This window comes from Megasphaera geminata F0357, assembly GCF_000239275.1.
GTDB lineage: Bacteria > Bacillota > Negativicutes > Veillonellales > Megasphaeraceae > Megasphaera > Megasphaera geminata.
In genome coordinates, this window is the sequence record NZ_JH417616.1 from 25,450 (window position 1) to 43,485 (window position 18,036).

At 46.7% G+C, this 18,036-nt stretch carries 17 protein-coding genes and 3 pseudogenes; 3 read left to right on the forward strand and 17 right to left on the reverse strand.

Features of this window, described 5'->3' with window-relative positions; translation table 11 throughout:
- Positions 1–9 precede the first annotated feature (9 nt).
- The 3 genes and pseudogenes from HMPREF0080_RS08625 to trpS all read right to left on the reverse strand — a co-directional run bounded on the left by HMPREF0080_RS08625 (position 10) and on the right by trpS (position 3,014).
- Positions 10–1,311, reverse strand: a complete 1,302-nt coding sequence (locus tag HMPREF0080_RS08625) for an NfeD family protein (protein WP_006791087.1) — start codon at positions 1,309–1,311, stop codon at positions 10–12.
- 127 nt (positions 1,312–1,438) lie between these two features.
- Positions 1,439–2,017 carry a 5'-deoxynucleotidase gene (yfbR, locus tag HMPREF0080_RS08630; RefSeq protein ID WP_006791088.1) on the reverse strand — a complete coding sequence of 193 codons (579 nt, stop codon included), beginning with the start codon at positions 2,015–2,017 and terminating at the stop codon, positions 1,439–1,441.
- 11 nt (positions 2,018–2,028) lie between these two features.
- Positions 2,029–3,014, reverse strand: a pseudogene (trpS, locus tag HMPREF0080_RS08635) (tryptophan--tRNA ligase).
- Between the two features lie 400 nt (positions 3,015–3,414).
- Between trpS and HMPREF0080_RS11115 the strand changes: the two are divergent.
- From HMPREF0080_RS11115 to HMPREF0080_RS11125, 3 genes are read left to right on the forward strand one after another with little or no spacing between them, the layout of a single operon-like run.
- On the forward strand, positions 3,415–3,660 hold the full coding sequence (locus HMPREF0080_RS11115; RefSeq protein WP_050808860.1) for a twin-arginine translocation signal domain-containing protein: 246 nt from the start codon (positions 3,415–3,417) through the stop codon (positions 3,658–3,660).
- Positions 3,638–4,057, forward strand: a complete 420-nt coding sequence (locus tag HMPREF0080_RS11120) for a fibronectin type III domain-containing protein (RefSeq protein ID WP_006791093.1) — start codon at positions 3,638–3,640, stop codon at positions 4,055–4,057. The genes HMPREF0080_RS11115 and HMPREF0080_RS11120 overlap by 23 nt, the downstream gene beginning before the upstream one ends.
- Positions 4,054–4,737, forward strand: a complete 684-nt coding sequence (locus tag HMPREF0080_RS11125) for a metallophosphoesterase family protein (RefSeq protein WP_006791094.1) — start codon at positions 4,054–4,056, stop codon at positions 4,735–4,737. The genes HMPREF0080_RS11120 and HMPREF0080_RS11125 overlap by 4 nt, the downstream gene beginning before the upstream one ends.
- A gap of 133 nt (positions 4,738–4,870) precedes the next feature.
- Here HMPREF0080_RS11125 and csm6 read toward each other — a convergent pair whose 3' ends face one another.
- From csm6 to HMPREF0080_RS08705, 14 genes and pseudogenes are all read right to left on the reverse strand, one after another.
- The gene (gene csm6, locus HMPREF0080_RS08645; RefSeq protein WP_006791095.1) at positions 4,871–6,211 is read right to left on the reverse strand and encodes a type III-A CRISPR-associated CARF protein Csm6; all 1,341 of its coding nucleotides are present in this window, start codon (positions 6,209–6,211) and stop codon (positions 4,871–4,873) included.
- A 6-nt stretch (positions 6,212–6,217) separates the two neighbouring features.
- Complete coding sequence (gene cas6, locus HMPREF0080_RS08650) at positions 6,218–6,886, reverse strand: CRISPR system precrRNA processing endoribonuclease RAMP protein Cas6 (RefSeq protein ID WP_245527270.1); 669 nt, start codon at positions 6,884–6,886, stop codon at positions 6,218–6,220.
- A 279-nt stretch (positions 6,887–7,165) separates the two neighbouring features.
- Positions 7,166–8,191, reverse strand: coding sequence for a type III-A CRISPR-associated RAMP protein Csm5 (csm5, locus tag HMPREF0080_RS08660; RefSeq protein ID WP_006791098.1), 1,026 nt, complete (start codon positions 8,189–8,191; stop codon positions 7,166–7,168).
- The gene (gene csm4, locus HMPREF0080_RS08665; RefSeq protein ID WP_006791099.1) at positions 8,188–9,192 is read right to left on the reverse strand and encodes a type III-A CRISPR-associated RAMP protein Csm4; all 1,005 of its coding nucleotides are present in this window, start codon (positions 9,190–9,192) and stop codon (positions 8,188–8,190) included. The genes csm5 and csm4 overlap by 4 nt, the downstream gene beginning before the upstream one ends.
- A complete protein-coding gene (gene csm3, locus HMPREF0080_RS08670; RefSeq protein ID WP_006791100.1) occupies positions 9,192–9,887 on the reverse strand; it encodes a type III-A CRISPR-associated RAMP protein Csm3 in 696 nt (231 codons plus the stop codon). The genes csm4 and csm3 overlap by 1 nt, the downstream gene beginning before the upstream one ends.
- Entirely contained in the window at positions 9,887–10,315 is a 429-nt protein-coding gene (gene csm2 / locus HMPREF0080_RS08675) for a type III-A CRISPR-associated protein Csm2 (protein WP_006791101.1), read from the reverse strand. The genes csm3 and csm2 overlap by 1 nt, the downstream gene beginning before the upstream one ends.
- 17 nt (positions 10,316–10,332) lie before the next feature.
- On the reverse strand, positions 10,333–10,539 hold the full coding sequence (locus HMPREF0080_RS11555; RefSeq protein ID WP_006791102.1) for a hypothetical protein: 207 nt from the start codon (positions 10,537–10,539) through the stop codon (positions 10,333–10,335).
- Positions 10,530–12,782 (reverse strand): type III-A CRISPR-associated protein Cas10/Csm1, encoded by a 2,253-nt coding sequence (cas10, locus tag HMPREF0080_RS08685; protein ID WP_216436724.1) that lies wholly within the window; start codon positions 12,780–12,782, stop codon positions 10,530–10,532. Before cas10 ends, HMPREF0080_RS11555 begins: the two co-directional genes overlap by 10 nt.
- Before the next feature lie 33 nt (positions 12,783–12,815).
- Positions 12,816–13,118 carry a CRISPR-associated endonuclease Cas2 gene (gene cas2 / locus HMPREF0080_RS08690; RefSeq protein ID WP_006791104.1) on the reverse strand — a complete coding sequence of 101 codons (303 nt, stop codon included), beginning with the start codon at positions 13,116–13,118 and terminating at the stop codon, positions 12,816–12,818.
- A gap of 7 nt (positions 13,119–13,125) precedes the next feature.
- Positions 13,126–14,115, reverse strand: coding sequence for a CRISPR-associated endonuclease Cas1 (gene cas1 / locus HMPREF0080_RS08695; RefSeq protein WP_006791105.1), 990 nt, complete (start codon positions 14,113–14,115; stop codon positions 13,126–13,128).
- Between the two features lie 291 nt (positions 14,116–14,406).
- On the reverse strand, positions 14,407–14,628 hold the full coding sequence (locus tag HMPREF0080_RS11130) for a hypothetical protein (protein ID WP_245527271.1): 222 nt from the start codon (positions 14,626–14,628) through the stop codon (positions 14,407–14,409).
- Positions 14,629–14,715: 87 nt separating this feature from the next.
- Positions 14,716–14,793 (reverse strand): annotated as a pseudogene (locus HMPREF0080_RS11475) (hypothetical protein); the annotation flags it as partial.
- 98 nt (positions 14,794–14,891) lie between these two features.
- Positions 14,892–16,151: pseudogene (locus HMPREF0080_RS08700) on the reverse strand (ATP-binding cassette domain-containing protein); the annotation flags it as partial.
- Complete coding sequence (locus HMPREF0080_RS08705) at positions 16,148–17,893, reverse strand: ABC transporter ATP-binding protein (RefSeq protein ID WP_006791108.1); 1,746 nt, start codon at positions 17,891–17,893, stop codon at positions 16,148–16,150. The pseudogene HMPREF0080_RS08700 and the gene HMPREF0080_RS08705, both read right to left, overlap by 4 nt.
- Between the last annotated feature and the right edge of the window lie 143 nt (positions 17,894–18,036).

The following is an 18,036-nucleotide window of genomic DNA, read 5'->3' on the forward strand; positions in this document are numbered from 1 at the left end:
CCCGGAGTTTTATTCTTTGATAACGGGCTCAACGATAACCCGTGTACCTTCCACCTGAACCACACGGATGTCCGTGTCTTTGTCAATAAAATCGCCGTGCGAAACGGCGTCGACCCTTTCCCGTCCGATACGGACCGTACCGGACGGACGGAGAATCGTAATCGTCCTGCCCCGCCGGCCCACATACTCCGACTTGTCTTCCTGCGACGAATATCCCCGTTCCCGCGTCGACCTGTCCTTCAAGGTGACTCCGGCAAGAAACCGGCTCTTCGGCAGGCGTTTGCCGAGGACGGCGAAAAGGACGGCCGCAACGGCGATGCCGCCCGCAAGAATATAGACGGCCTGCACATCGGCGCCCAGCATAAAAAAGAGACTGCCGAAGACCATGACCACCCCGGCCAGCCCGAAAACGCCCACTGCCGGAGTAACCAGTTCAATACCGATGAAGACGGCCCCGAGGACAAAGAGAGCTAAAAGCTTCAGCGAATCAAGCCACGATTCGTCGCCGCCGCCAAGGAGCAGAAGGCCCATGAGGACAGCCACGCCGAGACCGGCGCCGATGCCGCCCATCTTGATTTCAACGACGAGAGCGCTGAAGATGAGCGCCACCAAGAGAACGCGAACGACCCGGCTCTGCAGGATCCCCATAAACATATCGCGCGCTTCCAATTCATCGCTGACGATAACCGCATCGCCGAGGCTGTAAAGGCCGAGAACCGCTTCTTCCGAAGCGGCCGTACCGTCGGAAAGATTGACCGTCTTCGCCTGTACATCGGAGAGGGCCAGGATCTGTCCCTCATCGGCATAGCCGTAATAGCCCATCGTCTTATCGACCATCGCTTCGGCAAGACGCGGGTTCTTTCCCGTTGCCGTCGCCGCGGCACTGAATTCCGCTTTTAAAGCGGCTATATTTTTCTCCGTTGCCGGTATCGGCTCGGCCGCGCCGATGCTGCTGCCCGGCGCCATGACGAGATGGCGGCACGACAGCGCAATGAGCGCCCCCGCCGACCAGGCGCGGGACGTAACATAGGCAATAGTAGGTATATTCGTCTGTTGTAACATATCACGAATCTTTAAGGCGCTGTCCACTTCACCGCCGAGCGTATTGATTTCGACTATAAAGGCCGTATTGCCGGCATCTTCGGCCGCCTGCAGGCTGCGCCGCACAAGGGCGGTCCCGGCGGCGTCGATTTCACTGGAAATGCGGACAACGCGCACCGTATCGGCCGCGTTAACCGGCAGGGCGGCACAGAAAAAGACAACGGCGTACAGGAGGACCGCCGCTATACCTGCCTTCCATATCCTGTTCATAGTTCACCTCATTTTCGTCATCAGGCGTATATAAAAGCAAGGGAGCTGTATAAATACGACTCCCTTTTTTTCTATATTATACACTATTCCCTATAACCGGGTCGATTCCCGTTTATACACAATATTGTCAGAAATCCATTTCATCCAGTGATAAAAGGAAAGCCGGCGCATACTCCTCCATAAAGACATCCACTTCGGGCATGTGCAGATCACGAAGTTTTTTCCCGATAGTCCCGTAGGCTTTATCGAACTCCGTATTGCCGGCATGTTTTTCCTGGAGGCATTTCAGGTAGGCACTGAGCGTGTCGGCCGCTTTGACGAAAGGCCAGACGGGATCATCTTCGCCGGCCAGGATGAGCGGCGCATAGGCGGACTGCAGATCCTCCGGCAGGGATGCGACTAGCCGTTCACCGGCGAGGCGTTCCGCCCGGCCGTACGTTTCTCTCATAAGGGGCGTAAAATACTTAACCGGCGTCGGCATATCACCCGTAAATATTTCCGTCACATCATGGTACATGGCAAGGACCGCCGCCCGCTGCGGATCGACCGTACCGCCGAAGCGGACGTTGCGGAGGACGCAGAGATGGTAGGCAATCATGGCCGTCTGCAAGGTGTGCTCCTGAATATTTTCTTCCTGCGTGTTGCGCATGAGCCCCCATCTGCGAATGTATTTCATGCGGCTGAGCATGGCAAAAAAATGACTCATAATCAGACTCCTCAACGATACAGGCCCATGGCGCGAATAACTTTTTCGTACGTTTTACCCGCTTCGGCATGCGCCTTTTCGGCGCCCTTCGTGAGAATATCATCCAGTTCGGGCGCGCCGATCAATTCTTCATACCGTTGCTGAATCGGCTCCAATACGGAAATAACGGCTTCAGCAACAGCTTTTTTGAAGCTGCCGTAGCCTTGCCCGGCAAATTCCCGTTCAATATCCTCATGGCGTTTCTCCGTTACGGCGGCATATATGTCCATGAGGTTGGAAATGCCCGGTTTTGCGGCCGCATCATACCGAACGGCGTTATCACTGCCGTCTGGGCACGTTTAATTTTCTTTTCAATGTCCTTCGGCGTATCGAGCAGATAGACCGTCGCAGTCTGATTATCATCAGACTTGCTCATCTTTTTCGTCGGTTCCTGCAGACTCATAACACGCGTGCCGTCCGTACCCAGAAGGATTTCGGGAACGGTGAAAATATCTTCGCCGTAAACACGGTTAAACCGCTGTGCCAGATCGCGGGTAATTTCCAAATGCTGCTTCTGATCGTCGCCGACGGGTACGAGGTCGGTCTGATATAAGAGAATGTCCGCAGCCATGAGAGGCGGATAGGTCAGAAGGCCCGCCGGAACGGAATCACCCTGTTTCGCCGCCTTGTCCTTATACTGCGTCATCCGTTCCAGCTCGCCCACATAGGACATGGTCGTCATAATCCAGCCGAGCTGCACGTGTTCCGGTACTTCCGACTGCACAAAAAGGGTCGATTTATCCGGATCCAGGCCGGCTGCCAAATAAATAGCCGCCAACTGCCGCGTCCGTTCGTGCAGGAGTTTCGGCTCCTGCGGCACCGTAACGGCGTGCTGATTGACGATGCAGTAATAGCATTCGTTGCCGTCCTGCACCTTCGTGAAGTTGCGCAATGCGCCCAAATAATTCCCCAATGTAAGATTACCGCTCGGCTGAATGCCTGAAAAAATAGTTGCCATACCGGTCTACCTCCTGAAAAATCATAAAAAAACCTTTCATCCCTGCAACAGGGACGAAAGGAAAAGTTCCGCGGTACCACCCGAATTGGCTGAAAGCCCGTCTCATACAGTAGCCTGTATTCTCCGATAACGGCGGATGCCGGCGACGCCTACTTTTTTCGGGCCGCATCTCCCGGGTCCATTCGTCATAACCGCTTCGGCCGGACTCCCACCGTCTCCGACTCGCTGAAACCGCAATATTACAAGTACTTACACCCGTTCACGGATAGTATCTGTATGATATGATTTTAGCCGCTTTAAAACTTACTGTCAAGCAGAAAGCGGAAAGGTTGACAGGCCTGACATCGTGTCATATGATACAAGTATTTCATAGTGTCATTTTATGGAAAGAGGAATCTATTTGAAACAGTTGACCCGCAGGCATTTTTTAAAAGCAGCAGGCGCGGCCGTTATCGCCGCCGCCTGCGGCGTATATGAATTTATTCCCGGCACAAAATCCCTCGTCGGGCAGGCCGTAAAAACAACCAAAGCGACGGCGGCGCACTATAACCTGACAAGTGCCGTCGACGCCGCCAAATATCCGCCAAATCATCACGGCGGACAGCAGTACATCACGCACGATCATGTGGCAGTCCGCATACGCTGAAAAAGGAGCGGCCGTCGAATATCGTGCGGCAGGAGCGGAAGATACGCTTACAATCCCCGCAGCCGACACGGAACTCAACGATGACGGCACGATGACATACATCTACAGCGCCGCCATAACCGGCTTAACGCCCGGCGGTTCCTATGAATATCGCGTCGGCTACACGGACAGGCGGAGCGAATGGTTCCCCCTGAAAACCGCGGCCGGCAGCACCTTTAAAGCCCTCATTTTTCCCGATTCCCAGTCTGCCGATTACGGCGTCTGGAAAAATACGGCCATGCCCGCATGGGAACGCAACAAGGATGCACAATTCTTTATCAACATCGGCGATCTCGTCGACAACGGCCAGTCCGGTTATCAGTGGAACGCCCCTGGTTCGAAGGCTGCGAGGATATGATCCGGCAGATTCCCCTCGTCCCGTTGGACGGCAATCACGAAATGTATGATCTGAACTGGCAGATGCACTTGCCCGTTTCCTACACGGCCCTCTTTGACCTGCCGAAAAACGGCTTGCCCGAATACCCCGATCAATTCTATTCCTTCGACTACGGCGATATTCACTTCACCGTTTTGGATACGCAGTTTACGGAACTGAAGGATTTTGAACCCGACCTTCTGAAAGACGAAGTCGCATGGGTTAAAGAAGATCTGGAAAAGACGGAAAAGAAATGGAAAATCGTCCTCATGCACAAAGACGTGCTCCAGTACGGATTCAACCCGGAAACGCGGCCTGAAACGCGGGAAGAAGGCTTTTCGGAAGAAGGGAAAATTTTTATGCCCCTCTTTGACCGCTACGGCGTGGATATTGTCCTTTCGGGGCATCTGCATACATACCGCAACCGCGGCCGCATCAAAAACTTCCGGCGCGACGAAACGGGAACGCTCTACCTCCTCACGGGCGTCGCCGGCGACGTCCGTTACCCGAGCCTGTGGAAAAGGCACGCTCTTGACGTGTACGTACCGCCGCAGCCGGAAACGGACAACTATATGACCATGGAAGCCACTACCGATACCATCCGCTTCCAATGCTTTTTACCTGACGGCACTCTCCTCGATACGGCGGAAATACAGAAGTAGGGTATGGGGATTTAAATAGAAAGAGGAGGAAAGGACGTATGCATGAGCATGCGTCCTTTCCTGTATTGCGGGTTTAAGTAAGTATATCTCCCCGACCTGATAAATCATTTTTTATAACGTATACAACTCTCTACTAAATCGGGAAACTTTGCAAACTTTCAATAATATAATTATTCAAGCTATCATATGTCCATACCATATTCTTTTTATAAATATCCTTATACACCTTATACAAAACCCTCAAGATCCCTGCAGAATTCAGCGGCTCTAATAACTGTTTTTTCGTATCAGCCTCTAATCGCTCTTCAGTCATATTGCAAATATTATGTGCTATCGGGTTTCGCGTCGTTTCTTCTACAGTTCTCAATTTACTAAAAGCGGTCGTTACTTCATTATGAAGAGTATCAGATTTTAAAGTTGTTTCTTTGTAATATTGGCAAATTAATACAATAGTTTGAAAATATAAAGGTCCATCTTTCATTCCATCACGAAATTCTTTATCTAAGTAGTTCTGCAATTCAGGCTTATAACGTCTCGCCTTATTGCAATCCCATCTAAATACGCGATCACCGCTTTTAATCCGCTCCCGGCCACATTTTGCTAAATCGAAGTCTTTTATACATTTTAAATATTTAAATCCCAGCCCCATTAAGACAGGGGACAATTTAACAATAAACTCAGACAGCTGGCCTTTGCGTTGACGCAATTCCATTAATTGAAAGTACTCCGAAAAGTCACCGGGACTCTGCATAAGTATTTTCCCTTTATATTCAGAAATAATTTTATTCGCCTCGCGCCAATTCAACATAGTCCGACACACACTGTGTCGCAATAATTTTTCAGTGGTATCAGAAAACAGTCTTCTATTTTGTTCTACAAGTTGCAGTGCCCCTCCGTACTCATAGTTACGAACCAAAGACTCTATTTGAAGTCTAATTCCATGCCTTCTAACCATTAACAAAGGTGGCTCCGTACACCGCTTGCGACTATTCGGATTATCATCTTCATTACACTCCAGCATTTGGACATATTCTTCTTTTTCGCAATGCTCCGCAACCTTATCTCTATCAACATGAGGATTCGAAACTTGTACAGCAGTACACGACGGATAATCAACAGATAAAAAAGACATTATTGTTTTCATCTGCGGCGTACCCGAGCTAATATTTAAAACCCACTTAACATTCGGAAATTTACCAAATAATTCGTCAAACTTTTCTTGTAAATAAAGCAATTTTTCATAATTCTGCGGTTCCGTTATACCGCTTTTAATAAATTCAATCTCACACTGCGGGGCCACTTTCTTCACGCCGAGAGAATAACACTTCCACTGTTGCTCTTTCTCCTCCATATCTGCCGTTAAAAATATAAATACCTTATCTATTTTATAATGTCTTAAGATGTGTAGCATGCCCCCATCGTGATAGTCTCGAACTGGATCTGTATTTCCAACCGGTGTAAATAAGTACTGCATAACATCCTACTCCTTATACAAGAATTCACATGAACAGCCGCCCATGCCTAAGGCTGTTTTTATACCGATACCGGTGAATGACGCCCACATCAGCAGCAACATTACGATTCTTCTCGTCATCTCATTTCCTCGGAAGTACAGCTGCATCATACCTTCATATCCGCCCACTCGAGCCCCCTCCAATGAAAACAAGGCTGACCGTAATTCATACTTACCTATTTTACAAGCATTCCCTAAAATAGTTTCCAACCCCTCTTGTTCTAAACGAAGATCTTCCGAAAAGGCATTCCATTTATTATTAAGTCCGTAAAAAATTCGACTAAGGTCGGGAAATACATCATAAGATCCGTCGTGTTTACAGGTTGTCGGCGTATGTAATGTCAGCCTACATCCGTAAGGTAAGCATTCAGTCGTAAATGCCTGTGCAGCCAATTTATCAAAGGTGGTCTCATCAAGAATTGTAGGACCACTTAAGCATAGGTCACACTCATGTTTTTTTATATATAGTTTTCGAGACTGTAGTATTTCCGACAAGGCTTCAAACAGACCGTCGTCTATAACACCCATACGCCATATGAATATTTTTCGCTTTCTGTCAAAAAACAAATATTGCTGAAAGGGCCGCACCGCCATTTCATGCAGTGCCGTACCCCATTCGTTGCCCAGTTGTTCCATGAGGACTCCGTGAATTACGGAGCCCATGGATGTATGCAAGCGAATTCCCGTTGACGCCGACACTTCATATTCCAACAAGTGTAACATACCTAAACCTCTTTTACCCGGCAAAGCCCCATTAACTGATACCCTTGCCCTTGGTTGGTCAGTTTGACAGTGCGCGGCGATATATCCTTGTCCTTAATTTTGTGTTTATGCTTAGGAAAAACCACATCTAAATACTTCGTAATAACGGCACGCCCCTTTTCCTCATCAGGTGCCAAGTCATACAAGACAGTCTTATATTGGAAGCCTTGTCCCGCCTCCGAGAAATAAATCTGCATACTTTGCTTCATTAAAAGATTGTACTGCAAAAAACTGTTTTCCGAAAACACGTGTAAAAGCAAGTTCTTGAAATTTCAAGTTTCTTTCAATATATTTACGCGTTGCCGAAAAAACCTCGTCAATACTCTCTATACCGATTTCTTTCAGCATACTCAAATCAGCAGTAACGGAAAAACGCAGACGAGTACCTGCAGGAATACATTCTCGGAATAGGGGTAGTCTGCAAGGATTCATGCTCTCCGATTTAGCCAAAGAGCCGTCAAGTTTTTGTACAATGACCGTATTGCGCACGGGCTCTACGCAGGTTGCATCGCTTACAATTAATCCTCGTAATACATCGTTTACTGCACCTTGACAAGATTTTCCGTGTTCATCTCGTAAATCTAATCGGTGAAATACCATTTTTTCCAATTTATCTCGTATAGGGCCCAATTGATCTGTATCTTTCCGCGTTCTTGCATTAAATATAATGCGTTCAACACACCGCCACTGATCTGAATACGTCCCCTTATGTTTGAACACAATGTCACTAAGAATACCCGTGCGAAAAGCCCCCTTTATAGAACTACCGGGAACATACACGGATCCGAAAGCATCCGTAACATTTCTGGCAATATCATTAACCGAACGCCGGTCTATTAACGGGTTATTTGTATGGACATGACCGATTGTACCGGCAAGATTACGAATTTCATCAGGCCTGATACCTTTTTGCGTAAGCCACTCCCATAATAGTTGCCCTCGAAAAGGACCCTTCCTCCCCAATAATCCGGCAGTCTGTTCAATATATCGCGAGAATTCATCAGTAAGCTTTTTCCTGTATAAAAATTGTATCCATCGAGCCTGGTCAACAAAATAAACTTGACGGGCCTTTTCATCAAAAATATATTCTGCCGCTGTCAATTTGTCGCCACTTCCTACATGAACAGGTGACAAACACTCTATTTCGAAATTCTTAGTTATTCTTTGTCGTACTGTCATGCATTCACCCCCAGATACAAGGCCTTTCCGTTTCGATAAACTTCATGCCCCTTATCATTTTTCATAGAAGCTATTTTACCGGCAGGACGATTTTTAAAACACGAACCTGACACAATACCGTATATATCATGACGTTTACGCGTATATCCGGAACTCAAAGACGATACAAAACCGCTTCTCTTTTTTAATGAATAAAATCCTTTCTGAATATCATCTATTTCACTTATATCGGGAATAAGGAGAGACATATTCATATGCCACTGTGCATTTTTATTATCTATTCTTTTTCCCAATTCTACGGCATCATCATACGGCGGATCTTCGTCCAGTATAAAAGGAGCATCATGGAAATGGAATTTTCCATAGCCACTGCTTCTTTTACCGCCAATGCCGCTAAGGCCTAACTGCTCAAGTATATCCAAGCTCCGTTGCACCGTCTTTTCTTCGCCCTGAATGATTCCGTAAAGCCCTGCGTTTTCGGCAAATACAAACGTCCCTACATAATAAGGCAAAGGCTTGTCTCCTCGACAATTAACCTGTTCCGCCAACCAGTTTGTGCCGAAATCAACGCCTCCTGTAAAGGCTTGGGCTGTCTTTAATGCCTGTATATAATCATCTAGTTCAGACACACGAATAAATTCCAACTTTTTATTCATTTTCTTTGCAGCCGATGCACGGCAAGCCTCTGTATAGGACCATTTTTTATCCTCTTCACGACGTTCTACAGGCAAAACCGGCTTAGGGACATACAATCGGCAATCTCCGTCCACTTCAGTAAAGGGCAATAAATCAGAGAATATCAACTTTCCCGCATTTGCCGCTTCAACCAAGTGTAAAATATCCTTATCTTCGCCGCCTTCGGCTAACTCACAACATAAACTGCTGAACAAGCGGTCTGATCCGTATGTATACGCAACCGCTTCCAGCCCGCCACCTGCTTCAACTATCCCGAAATGAACAGATGTATCGAATTTTAATTGATACAGATATGATATCATCATTATCTACATCCCTTTAACCAATTTTCACACTCACTACAATCAACGGCTTCCTTATTTTTAACAAACTTATCCTGAACCGTAAGATTCTCAAAGGCTACCTTACCGTATCCGCGTGACCCGTGTCCTCCCAAATAATCATCTGACAATAATTGCAATGCCGTTCCGAGCTGCTGTATGTCCTCTTTAAGTTCATCTTCTTTCTCGATGTTATACACAAGCTTAAAATCAAATATCGCTCCTGCCGGGACTCTCTCAATTTGTCTCGGATTAGCCACAGCCGTTAATCGGCTAATCGTATTTTCAAATTTAATCTCGCCAATATAGGTATCCAAATCGAGAGAATTAAACTTCTCAACACTCTCTTCAGCCATTTTCAAATCATAAAACTGCAATCTTGACGGCCTGGCACTGTCTTTCCCTGCACTTCCAAAGAGTCGTTTAAGCAAATCCGAATCATCATCTATTTTATTTAGCACATATCCCGTCGCTTCCGCCTTGGCAAGCAAGGTACGCAGTTTACCTTTCAAGGAGCTGCCGGGAATGACCGGTTCTTTAGTCAACGGATCCCGGACAAACGGGCTGTCCACGGCCCCTATGGGAGCAAAGTCCTTGGCCGCTCCAATATGAAGGCCCGTCAATAATTTTAATGTTCCCGTTATGATTAATTTTCCACGCAATACGCCCTGTTCACTCATTAATCTTTACCTCCATAATATTTATGGTATGCTACCAAAGCCTCTACATATCTGGCAAAGTTCATGTACTTATTGAAATCCTTACCGATACCGCTTATTTCCTTCAATAATTCTGCTTTCTTTTCAAATGCTTTAACCGAAGGCTCACGTCCTGATTGATAAGCCAGCTTTACCTTTAAATATTTGACTTCTGCTGCCAAATCGGTCGATAATTCAAGCATTGGCTCTCCCCCCTTAAGATGTTTTACTTTGTAACGTTCTACCTTATCCGTCAAAGAATTCACAGCCGTTAAAAATTTACGAATTTGACTGACTGTAATCATCTTTACAGGATGGTTCGCACCGCCTTGATATTGGCCACTTCGACCGTCACTTTCATTTTTTAATGCTTTCATAACTTTTTCAGCTCTTTCCACTACATCTTCCACTCTGTTCACCTCAATTATTATGCTCGTAATGAATATACCAACAGTTGAATAGCTGTTATCAATGCGCTTCGATCACTTTCATTCAAGCTCCATTTATAAATATTTTCCCGTACTTCCTTATAGGCCGTCATCTTTCGGTGGTCCTTCGGTTCCATTCGCCCCAATGTGTAGGCAATACGGGCAATATTAATGCATTTTGCTTCACAATCGGCCATCAATTGCATAAGCCGGTACAAGCCCCCCTTACCGATGAATAACTTATGCTCTTCCGGCTTCTTTTCATCAAAATAAAAACATCTTTGTAGAAACTCCAGTTTTGACCGCAAACATTTTCTGTAAAAACATCCCATTTATAAGCGACGGGGCGACTGTACGGTCCGTCATCTGCAGCGGCACCGAATAAGGTTATACTGTCTTTTCCTTCATTCTTTTTCGAATGACTTTCCAAATCCCCCGCAATCCTCGCCATTTGAGAGACGGGAAACGCACTCTTAAATAGGCCGATGCCTGCCGAAAAAGTCAGTTTATCATTCGTAAAGCGCCGAAAAGTCCGCCTGATATCTACGGCCAACTCAATTAAATCATCCCAAGCACCGACAATAAACATATCGTCCCCACCGGAATAGACAATATGGACATTTCTTTTTTTATTTTTTTCTCGATTAAACAAGCTGAACTGCGTATATTCTTTTTCGTTAATACCGTTAACTTTTCCCGCACAAAGTTCATTAATATATCGCTTAAAAAATACAGACAGTTGATGCGATAATACGGCAGTTCTCGTTACAGTCATAAAATCTCGGGAAATACCGGCAACAAAAGCAGCTCCCAAATTATCAACATCAGCTCTTAAAACACCGATGCGTTCAATTCCCGTATCGTCTTTCCCGCCACCGCTCAATTCGGCGAGCTCGGAAAATTCCAGGCAACCCGTTCCGTCTTCTTTTCTTACACTATAATCGCCTACCCATAGGCGAGTCGCCATTTTTTCACCGGTCCAAACCTCATTCTTTACATATATTCGAGCAAGGTCGTCGCGCCGTTCCGCCTCTGCAGGAGTCACTGCCTCTAAGTACCGCTTCTCTCCGAATCCGGGAAGCTCTATACCCGCTTCCGTTGCGTCCGTAATAATAAAAACATCCTTATTTAAAACTTCTTGTCCCAACTGAGCCAAGGCGTTGCAAGAGTTACAAGCTAACGCACCGTCATCTCCCAATACATACGGTCGCAACAATTCGGAGTTGGAAGAAGTATGGCAAACGCTGCATTCCCGAGTCCCGTCGCCTACAGAATTCAATTCACTGTTCCAATCAAACATGGCCGTCAGTTGTTCTTTTGAATAGCGTCGCAATTTTCGTTCCGAAAGGACCTTACCGACACGTCTGTAGACCTCTCCGATTCCCGGACCGGTGGCAGCAATCTCATGTGCCGAAAACGCACTCCAGCCTAAGGCGATGTATAAGCGATTTCCGAAATGATGCAAAAACCATTCATTTAATAAATTTTCAAACGTTTTCAAGTGATTTATAAGGTCTTCCGTATTGGGAAGCAATAAGTAAAAATGTCCACCTCCCGTATATAAAAGGTTAGCTCTGCTAAGACCGATTCTTTCCAACAGTTCATCAACAACATGCTCCGTCAATATCTCCAGATAAAAAGAGCGTCCACGCAGACTCTTGAGAGCTCCTTTGGAAGGAATAGTATAAATAAAGTTCTGAATCCCCGATATATCTCCGGAAACAAGTAGATACATCTCCTGCTCTCTGATTTCCTTCTGCTTACCTTCCAAACAATATTTCTTATAATCTACAATACCTTCAGCTTTAAACCAACGATACATGGCCCCTGCAAAAGCAGCGGTAAGCTTCATGTGGTCGTAAAGAGAAATATCTGCCGGTTGGTTCACGGCCGTACTGGACGGAATATAGGTCATTGTCGCTTCCAAAATTTGCAGAAGTTCGTTCACTTCCATATCGGCAGGACTGCGCCTGTCAAAATTATCTTTTATATCCGCGACGATTTCTTTATATAAACTTGCCGGTGCCTGTATATCTTCTTTATTTCGCGGATATAGCATGCCCTCTTCCTTCATGAGGCCGCGTAAATAGTAGGCAGTCTTCGTCTTATCAGTATCTCCGAAAACATTGAAGACCGATTCTAAATTAGCAACGCGGTCAAACCCCTTAGTATCATTTTTCACATCACGTCGATCTGTACCGGCAGCTAAATTATCTGCTTCATAAACGATATACGAAATGTCGCTATCGTCATAAACAGATTTTATATCACCAGAGTGATGGTGCCCGACAGCTCGCAAAACCGCATCTCCCCGTTTTGCAAAATAAGGTTTTAAAAATTCTACACCTGCCTTAGAGTGATTGCCTAAGCCCGGATCGGCTCGTAAGCAAACTTTGCCAATATCATGCAGTAAGGCAGCCTTTTGAATTATTTTTTCCAATTCTTCCATACACTTCATCTCCATTATTAATTTCTATCCAGCCTATAAAATAATGACATCCTCTTCTTTACAACAGCCGATTCCCCAAGTGCGCACAGCCGTACGATTATACAGAAAATATATTCGTAATGAATCTGTTGCTTTATCAATAATCCCGGCAGCTTCAATTTCCAGACGTTCATATTTTTTCTTAGATATATAGACTTCAAACGCCGATTTTTGTACACGAATTCCATACTTTTCCAAACAGCGAACCATATTCAATCTCCGTTTATTATCAACAATATCATAAATAATCAAAATAACATATCGCCGATTGTCATAGTTCTCCATATAATAGGTCATCTGTGACTCACCTCAATCGCACAGGAGTATACAGTTCCATATTATCTTCCATCAAAACACGTGAAAAAGACTCCGCCTGAAAAACAATAGATTGTCTGAAAGATTGTTCTCTGTCCAGATATTTATTCGTCGAACGAAGGCGCTTTTCATAAGCCGTTAAAAAAATAAATCGTCCTTCTCGGTTTAAGTATACTGCTGCTTCTTCACGCTCAAAATGCTCAGGCAATAATTGATGATGGTTGACCAGAGACATAGCCAGACTGTCAATAAGCGCGGGACGCCACTCTTCCATTAAGTCGGAAGCTAATGCCGGGTGGTGCTGCTTTAAGGCATGTAAAAAACCGAAATACGGGTGAAGTCCGACATTTGTTAACGCCGTATACACTTCATAAAATAACAAGGTATATCCGAAGCTAATAATCGCGTTAAACGGATCTAACGGCGGCTGTTTTGTTCGTCCGAAAAACAGAAAGTATTGCGGCACAAGACGACTTAATACCCTAAAGTAAATCCTCGCTGCCAGCCCTTCATTTCCCATCAAGGTATAGCGGTCAGGAGCTTCAGAGGCTTTTTTCTTTAACCTTGAAAGCTGCTCCGCCGCTTCCTGTACCTCTTTTGAGCCGACTTCCCTATTATAGCGCCGCAACAATACCTGTTGATTGTGAATCTTCGCCTCTATAATTACTCTTCCCAGTTGCAAAGCCGTTTCAGTTCCTTGCAACAATACCTGTTTAGCCTGTTTAATCGCATTACAGTGATTTGTAGATTCCAAGCGTCCAAAAAATCGGCCCGTTTTAGATAACCAAGTAACCGGAATCCCTTTATATAATAAATGCTCCGTAACTGCAGGTGACATATTCACTCTACCGATCAACACAAGGCTTTCCAGCGTCTCCTCCGGAATTTCAAAAAGGACTTCTGTATTGCGGCTAACTAAGAAGCGTCCTCCCTTTTTTAAAAGTTTTGCACCATCTTCCGTAATATATACATGACTCACAACAACTCCTCCTTTATATATTTAACAGGATGAATGGTATTTTTTGTGTGTTCGATGTCATATATAACGATTTTATAGATATTATAGCACTTAATCATAATAAGAAAAACATTAATACATAAATTAGTTGCGAAAATATATCAAAAGGACCTTCTCAGATATATTCGGGAAGGCCCTTTTAACAAAGGATTCACTTACACAGATTACAAGAAACTATATTTTATAAAGTATTTGTTTTCTAACAATGAGCCACATATTTAAACCATTCAGAGTACCGGAACATTATGATATTTACACTGATGAAGTAATTTTCCAGCCGACCGCTCGTTTGCGCGCCGCAATAAAATCCGCATAAATACCTGTTTCACAAAGCAGTTCTTCGTGTGTCCCGCACTGGACGATTTCTCCGTCCGCCACAACAAGAATTCGGGCGGCGTTTCGAACGGTGTTTAAGCGATGCGCGATCATGATAACGGTCTTGTCCTTCGTCAGCGCTTCCATTGCCTGCTGCAAGCGATCCTCGTTTTCAGGATCGACATTTGCCGTCGCTTCGTCGAAGATGATGATCGGCACATCTTTAAGGATGGCACGGGCAATCGAAATACGCTGTTTTTCTCCACCCGAGAGGGTTGCACCGCCTTCGCCGACAACCGTATTGTAACCGTCCGGCAGCTGCATGATGAAGTCATGGCAGGCAGCTTTCCGCGCGCCGCTTCAATTACTTCCGCATGCGAAGCCGTCGGACGGCCGAAACGTATATTGTTCTCAATTGTATCCCTGAAAAGATAGACGCGTTGGAAGACAATGCTGATCATACTCATCAGTGATGCAAGGGTATACTCCCTGATATCCCGCCCGCCGATGGAGATCGTACCGGCATCAACATCCCAAAAACGTGCAATCAGATGGCACATGGTGGTCTTTCCGGACCCGCTCGGGCCGACGATTGCAGTCAGGCTGCGCTGCGGGATCCGTACGGAGATATCACGCAGAACATGGTTGGTACCGTAAGAGAATGTCACATGATCAAATACAATGTCATGATTTGCGGGAGAAATATCCTGCCCGTCTTCATCAAGCTGCGGTACCGCATCTATTTCATTCGCCTCGTCGATGGAAGCGCAGACCACGCGCAGCAGTGCGAGTGCACTTCCCGCAGATTCCAGCTGCGTATAAGCGATAAAGGAGAACACAATGCACATGAGCGTATCCGGTAGTATCATCGTCCCGTTCAGATAAGCATATAAGGACGCGGCAATAATAAGGATGCTGAACAGGCGCAGTGTCACTTCCTGCGCGATGACATATGGCGTAAAGAGCCGCTCCATGGCAAGATTGGCCCGCTCACTCTCGGCCAGTGCCGCATACATCCGCCCGTCACTCCTGCCGGTGAGATGGAACGCCTTGATAACCGGCATCCCCTGCAGCTGTTCGAGTACGGCTGCGACGAGGTCAGCCTGTGCACGCTGACGTTCGGGCGAAAGCCGACGGGATTTTTGCTCCATAACGGTTGTAATGAACAGATAGACCGCGATGCCTGCCATAAAGATCATACCGATATGCCACTCAAAGATGAGCAGCATCGGTATAAGGATAAGTGTGTTCAAAAATCCGGTCAATGTCAGGACAAGCACCATGGACGCCGTAGCTTCCACATCACCGAGCACGGTTGTCGCAATCCCCGTAATGCGGCCGAGGCTCGTATCGTTAAGATACCCCATAGGTACGTGTTTCAGGCGATCGCCGATGGCAATGCGCTTATTTGCCGCCATAAAGTAGCCCGCGTGTACACGCTGTAATTGCGAAACATATTCGACGACAGCTCTGCCTGCAATACTGACCGCAAGAATAATGAGTACCTGTTCCGCAACCTCAAGCCCGTCCGTATTTTCAACCAGTCCTTTGAGGACGACATAGATGGCCGCTATTTGCAGGGCATGAAATACGGCATAGAGAACACCGAGAAGAACGGATCGATTGAGATTCTTCCTCTCCGTCCCGGCAAATGCCCATATATTACGCAAGGCGTCAATCATGTCGTTTCACCGTCCTTTACACCGATGTGCGCCCGCCACATGGCGAGGTAATCCGCATTCCCGGCAAGAAGCTGCGCATGCGTGCCGCATGCTGCGACCGTACCGCCCTTGAGGAGAAAAATATTGTCCGCGTCAACAATCGTCGAGAGCCGGTGTGCAATGACAATCACGGTCTTTCCTTCGGTCAGCCGCGAAACGGCACGTTGAATAACGGCCTCGTTTTCCGGGTCGATATAGGCCGTTGCCTCGTCAAGAACAACGATAGGCGCATCTTTCAACATGGCACGCGCGATGGCGATACGTTGGCGCTCGCCGCCCGAGAGACGGCTTCCGCCGCTGCTGACAACCGTATCGTAGCCGCCTTGAAGGCGACGGATAAAATCGTCGCAGCCTGCCTGTTTCGCAACACGCTCGACTTCCTCGTCGGAGACACCCGGCTTACCGAGCCGGATATTTTCACGGACAGTCTCATCGAAAAGATAAGTATCCTGTGCAACAAAAGAAACCATATCATAAAGCTGAGAAAGAGGGATATCTTTCACATCATGTCCGCCGATGCGGATCGTACCGTTCCGAACATCCCAGTATCCGGCAATCAGGCGTGCGAGTGTGGACTTCCCGCTGCCGCTCTCCCCGACAAAGGCATTCAACGTACCCGCGCGGATTTTCAGATTTACATCGGTCAATACGTCGATCTTCCCGTCGTAAGCAAAGGATACATTTTCCACACTGATAACCGTCGTGTGAACAGGTACCGGTTCGGCTGCATGCTGTTGCTCCTCGGCGCATAAAAAAGCGGCCACGGCACCGACAGTCGTGCCCACCTTTGCCAGAGAGTCAACGAAAGTGAGCGAATTAAGCAACGGGCCAGCGATCCCGAGGGAGAGGATAATTGCCTGAATGAATACGTCCATAGATAAACTGCCGTTCCGATAGAGTATCCATCCTACGGGCAAAATCGTGATGAGCGTTGTAGGCGCAATTACCTTGGAGATGGACATCGGCAGCTGGCAATGCAGCATCCAATGATAATAGTAAGATGCATTTGCAAGTACCTTCGCCGCAAATTTTTCATAAGACCTTACGCCCTGATTAAACGTCTTGATGACCTCAATGCCGCCGTTATATTCGACAATGGCGGCATTCATTTCATCGGTTGCCGCTACAGCGCCCGCATATTTTTCCTCATAATCCCGCATAACAAACGCCATAAAAAACAGGCCGACAGGAATGGAAACAAGCGCAAGCAGAGCCATACGCCAATCGAGGAGGAACAGATAAATAAAGATACACAACGGTCCGAGCGTATTGGCCGTCATTTCCGGCCACAGATGTGCAATCGTATGTTCCATACCTTCAACCTGATCAACGATCGTATACTTCATGGTGCCGCTTGGCGTATCAATGACAACACCGAGCGGCAGCTTCGGCAGTTTCTCGAACACTTGTGTACGGATACTGCGCAGTACGGCAAATGCCGCACGGTGGGACACGGCAAGCGCCGATGCATAGAAAAGACTGCGCAGCGTATAGCCTGCAAATGCCGCGAAACACATGAAAATATAAAAGCGCGGCCCCGCCGCTGTGCGGGAAAGCAGGGTCGTGACAAGCTTTGCCACGACGAAGTAGGGAAGCATACCCGCGAGTACACCGAGCGCCGCAAGCACAATCGCAAGGCGCAGGCGCCCGTGCTCCGCCTCGGCAAACCGCCACATCCGTCTCATAGGATTTTTTTCCTGCATAGAATCCCCTTCTTTCGGATAACAAAGCTGCCGGAAATGAAAAAAAATTAGGTGAATAATAAATTAGCCAAGTATATCGAAAAAGACAATCGAAAAAATTTTAAGGATTCGTCCCCTCTCGGGGTTTAGGTAATTAATTTAAA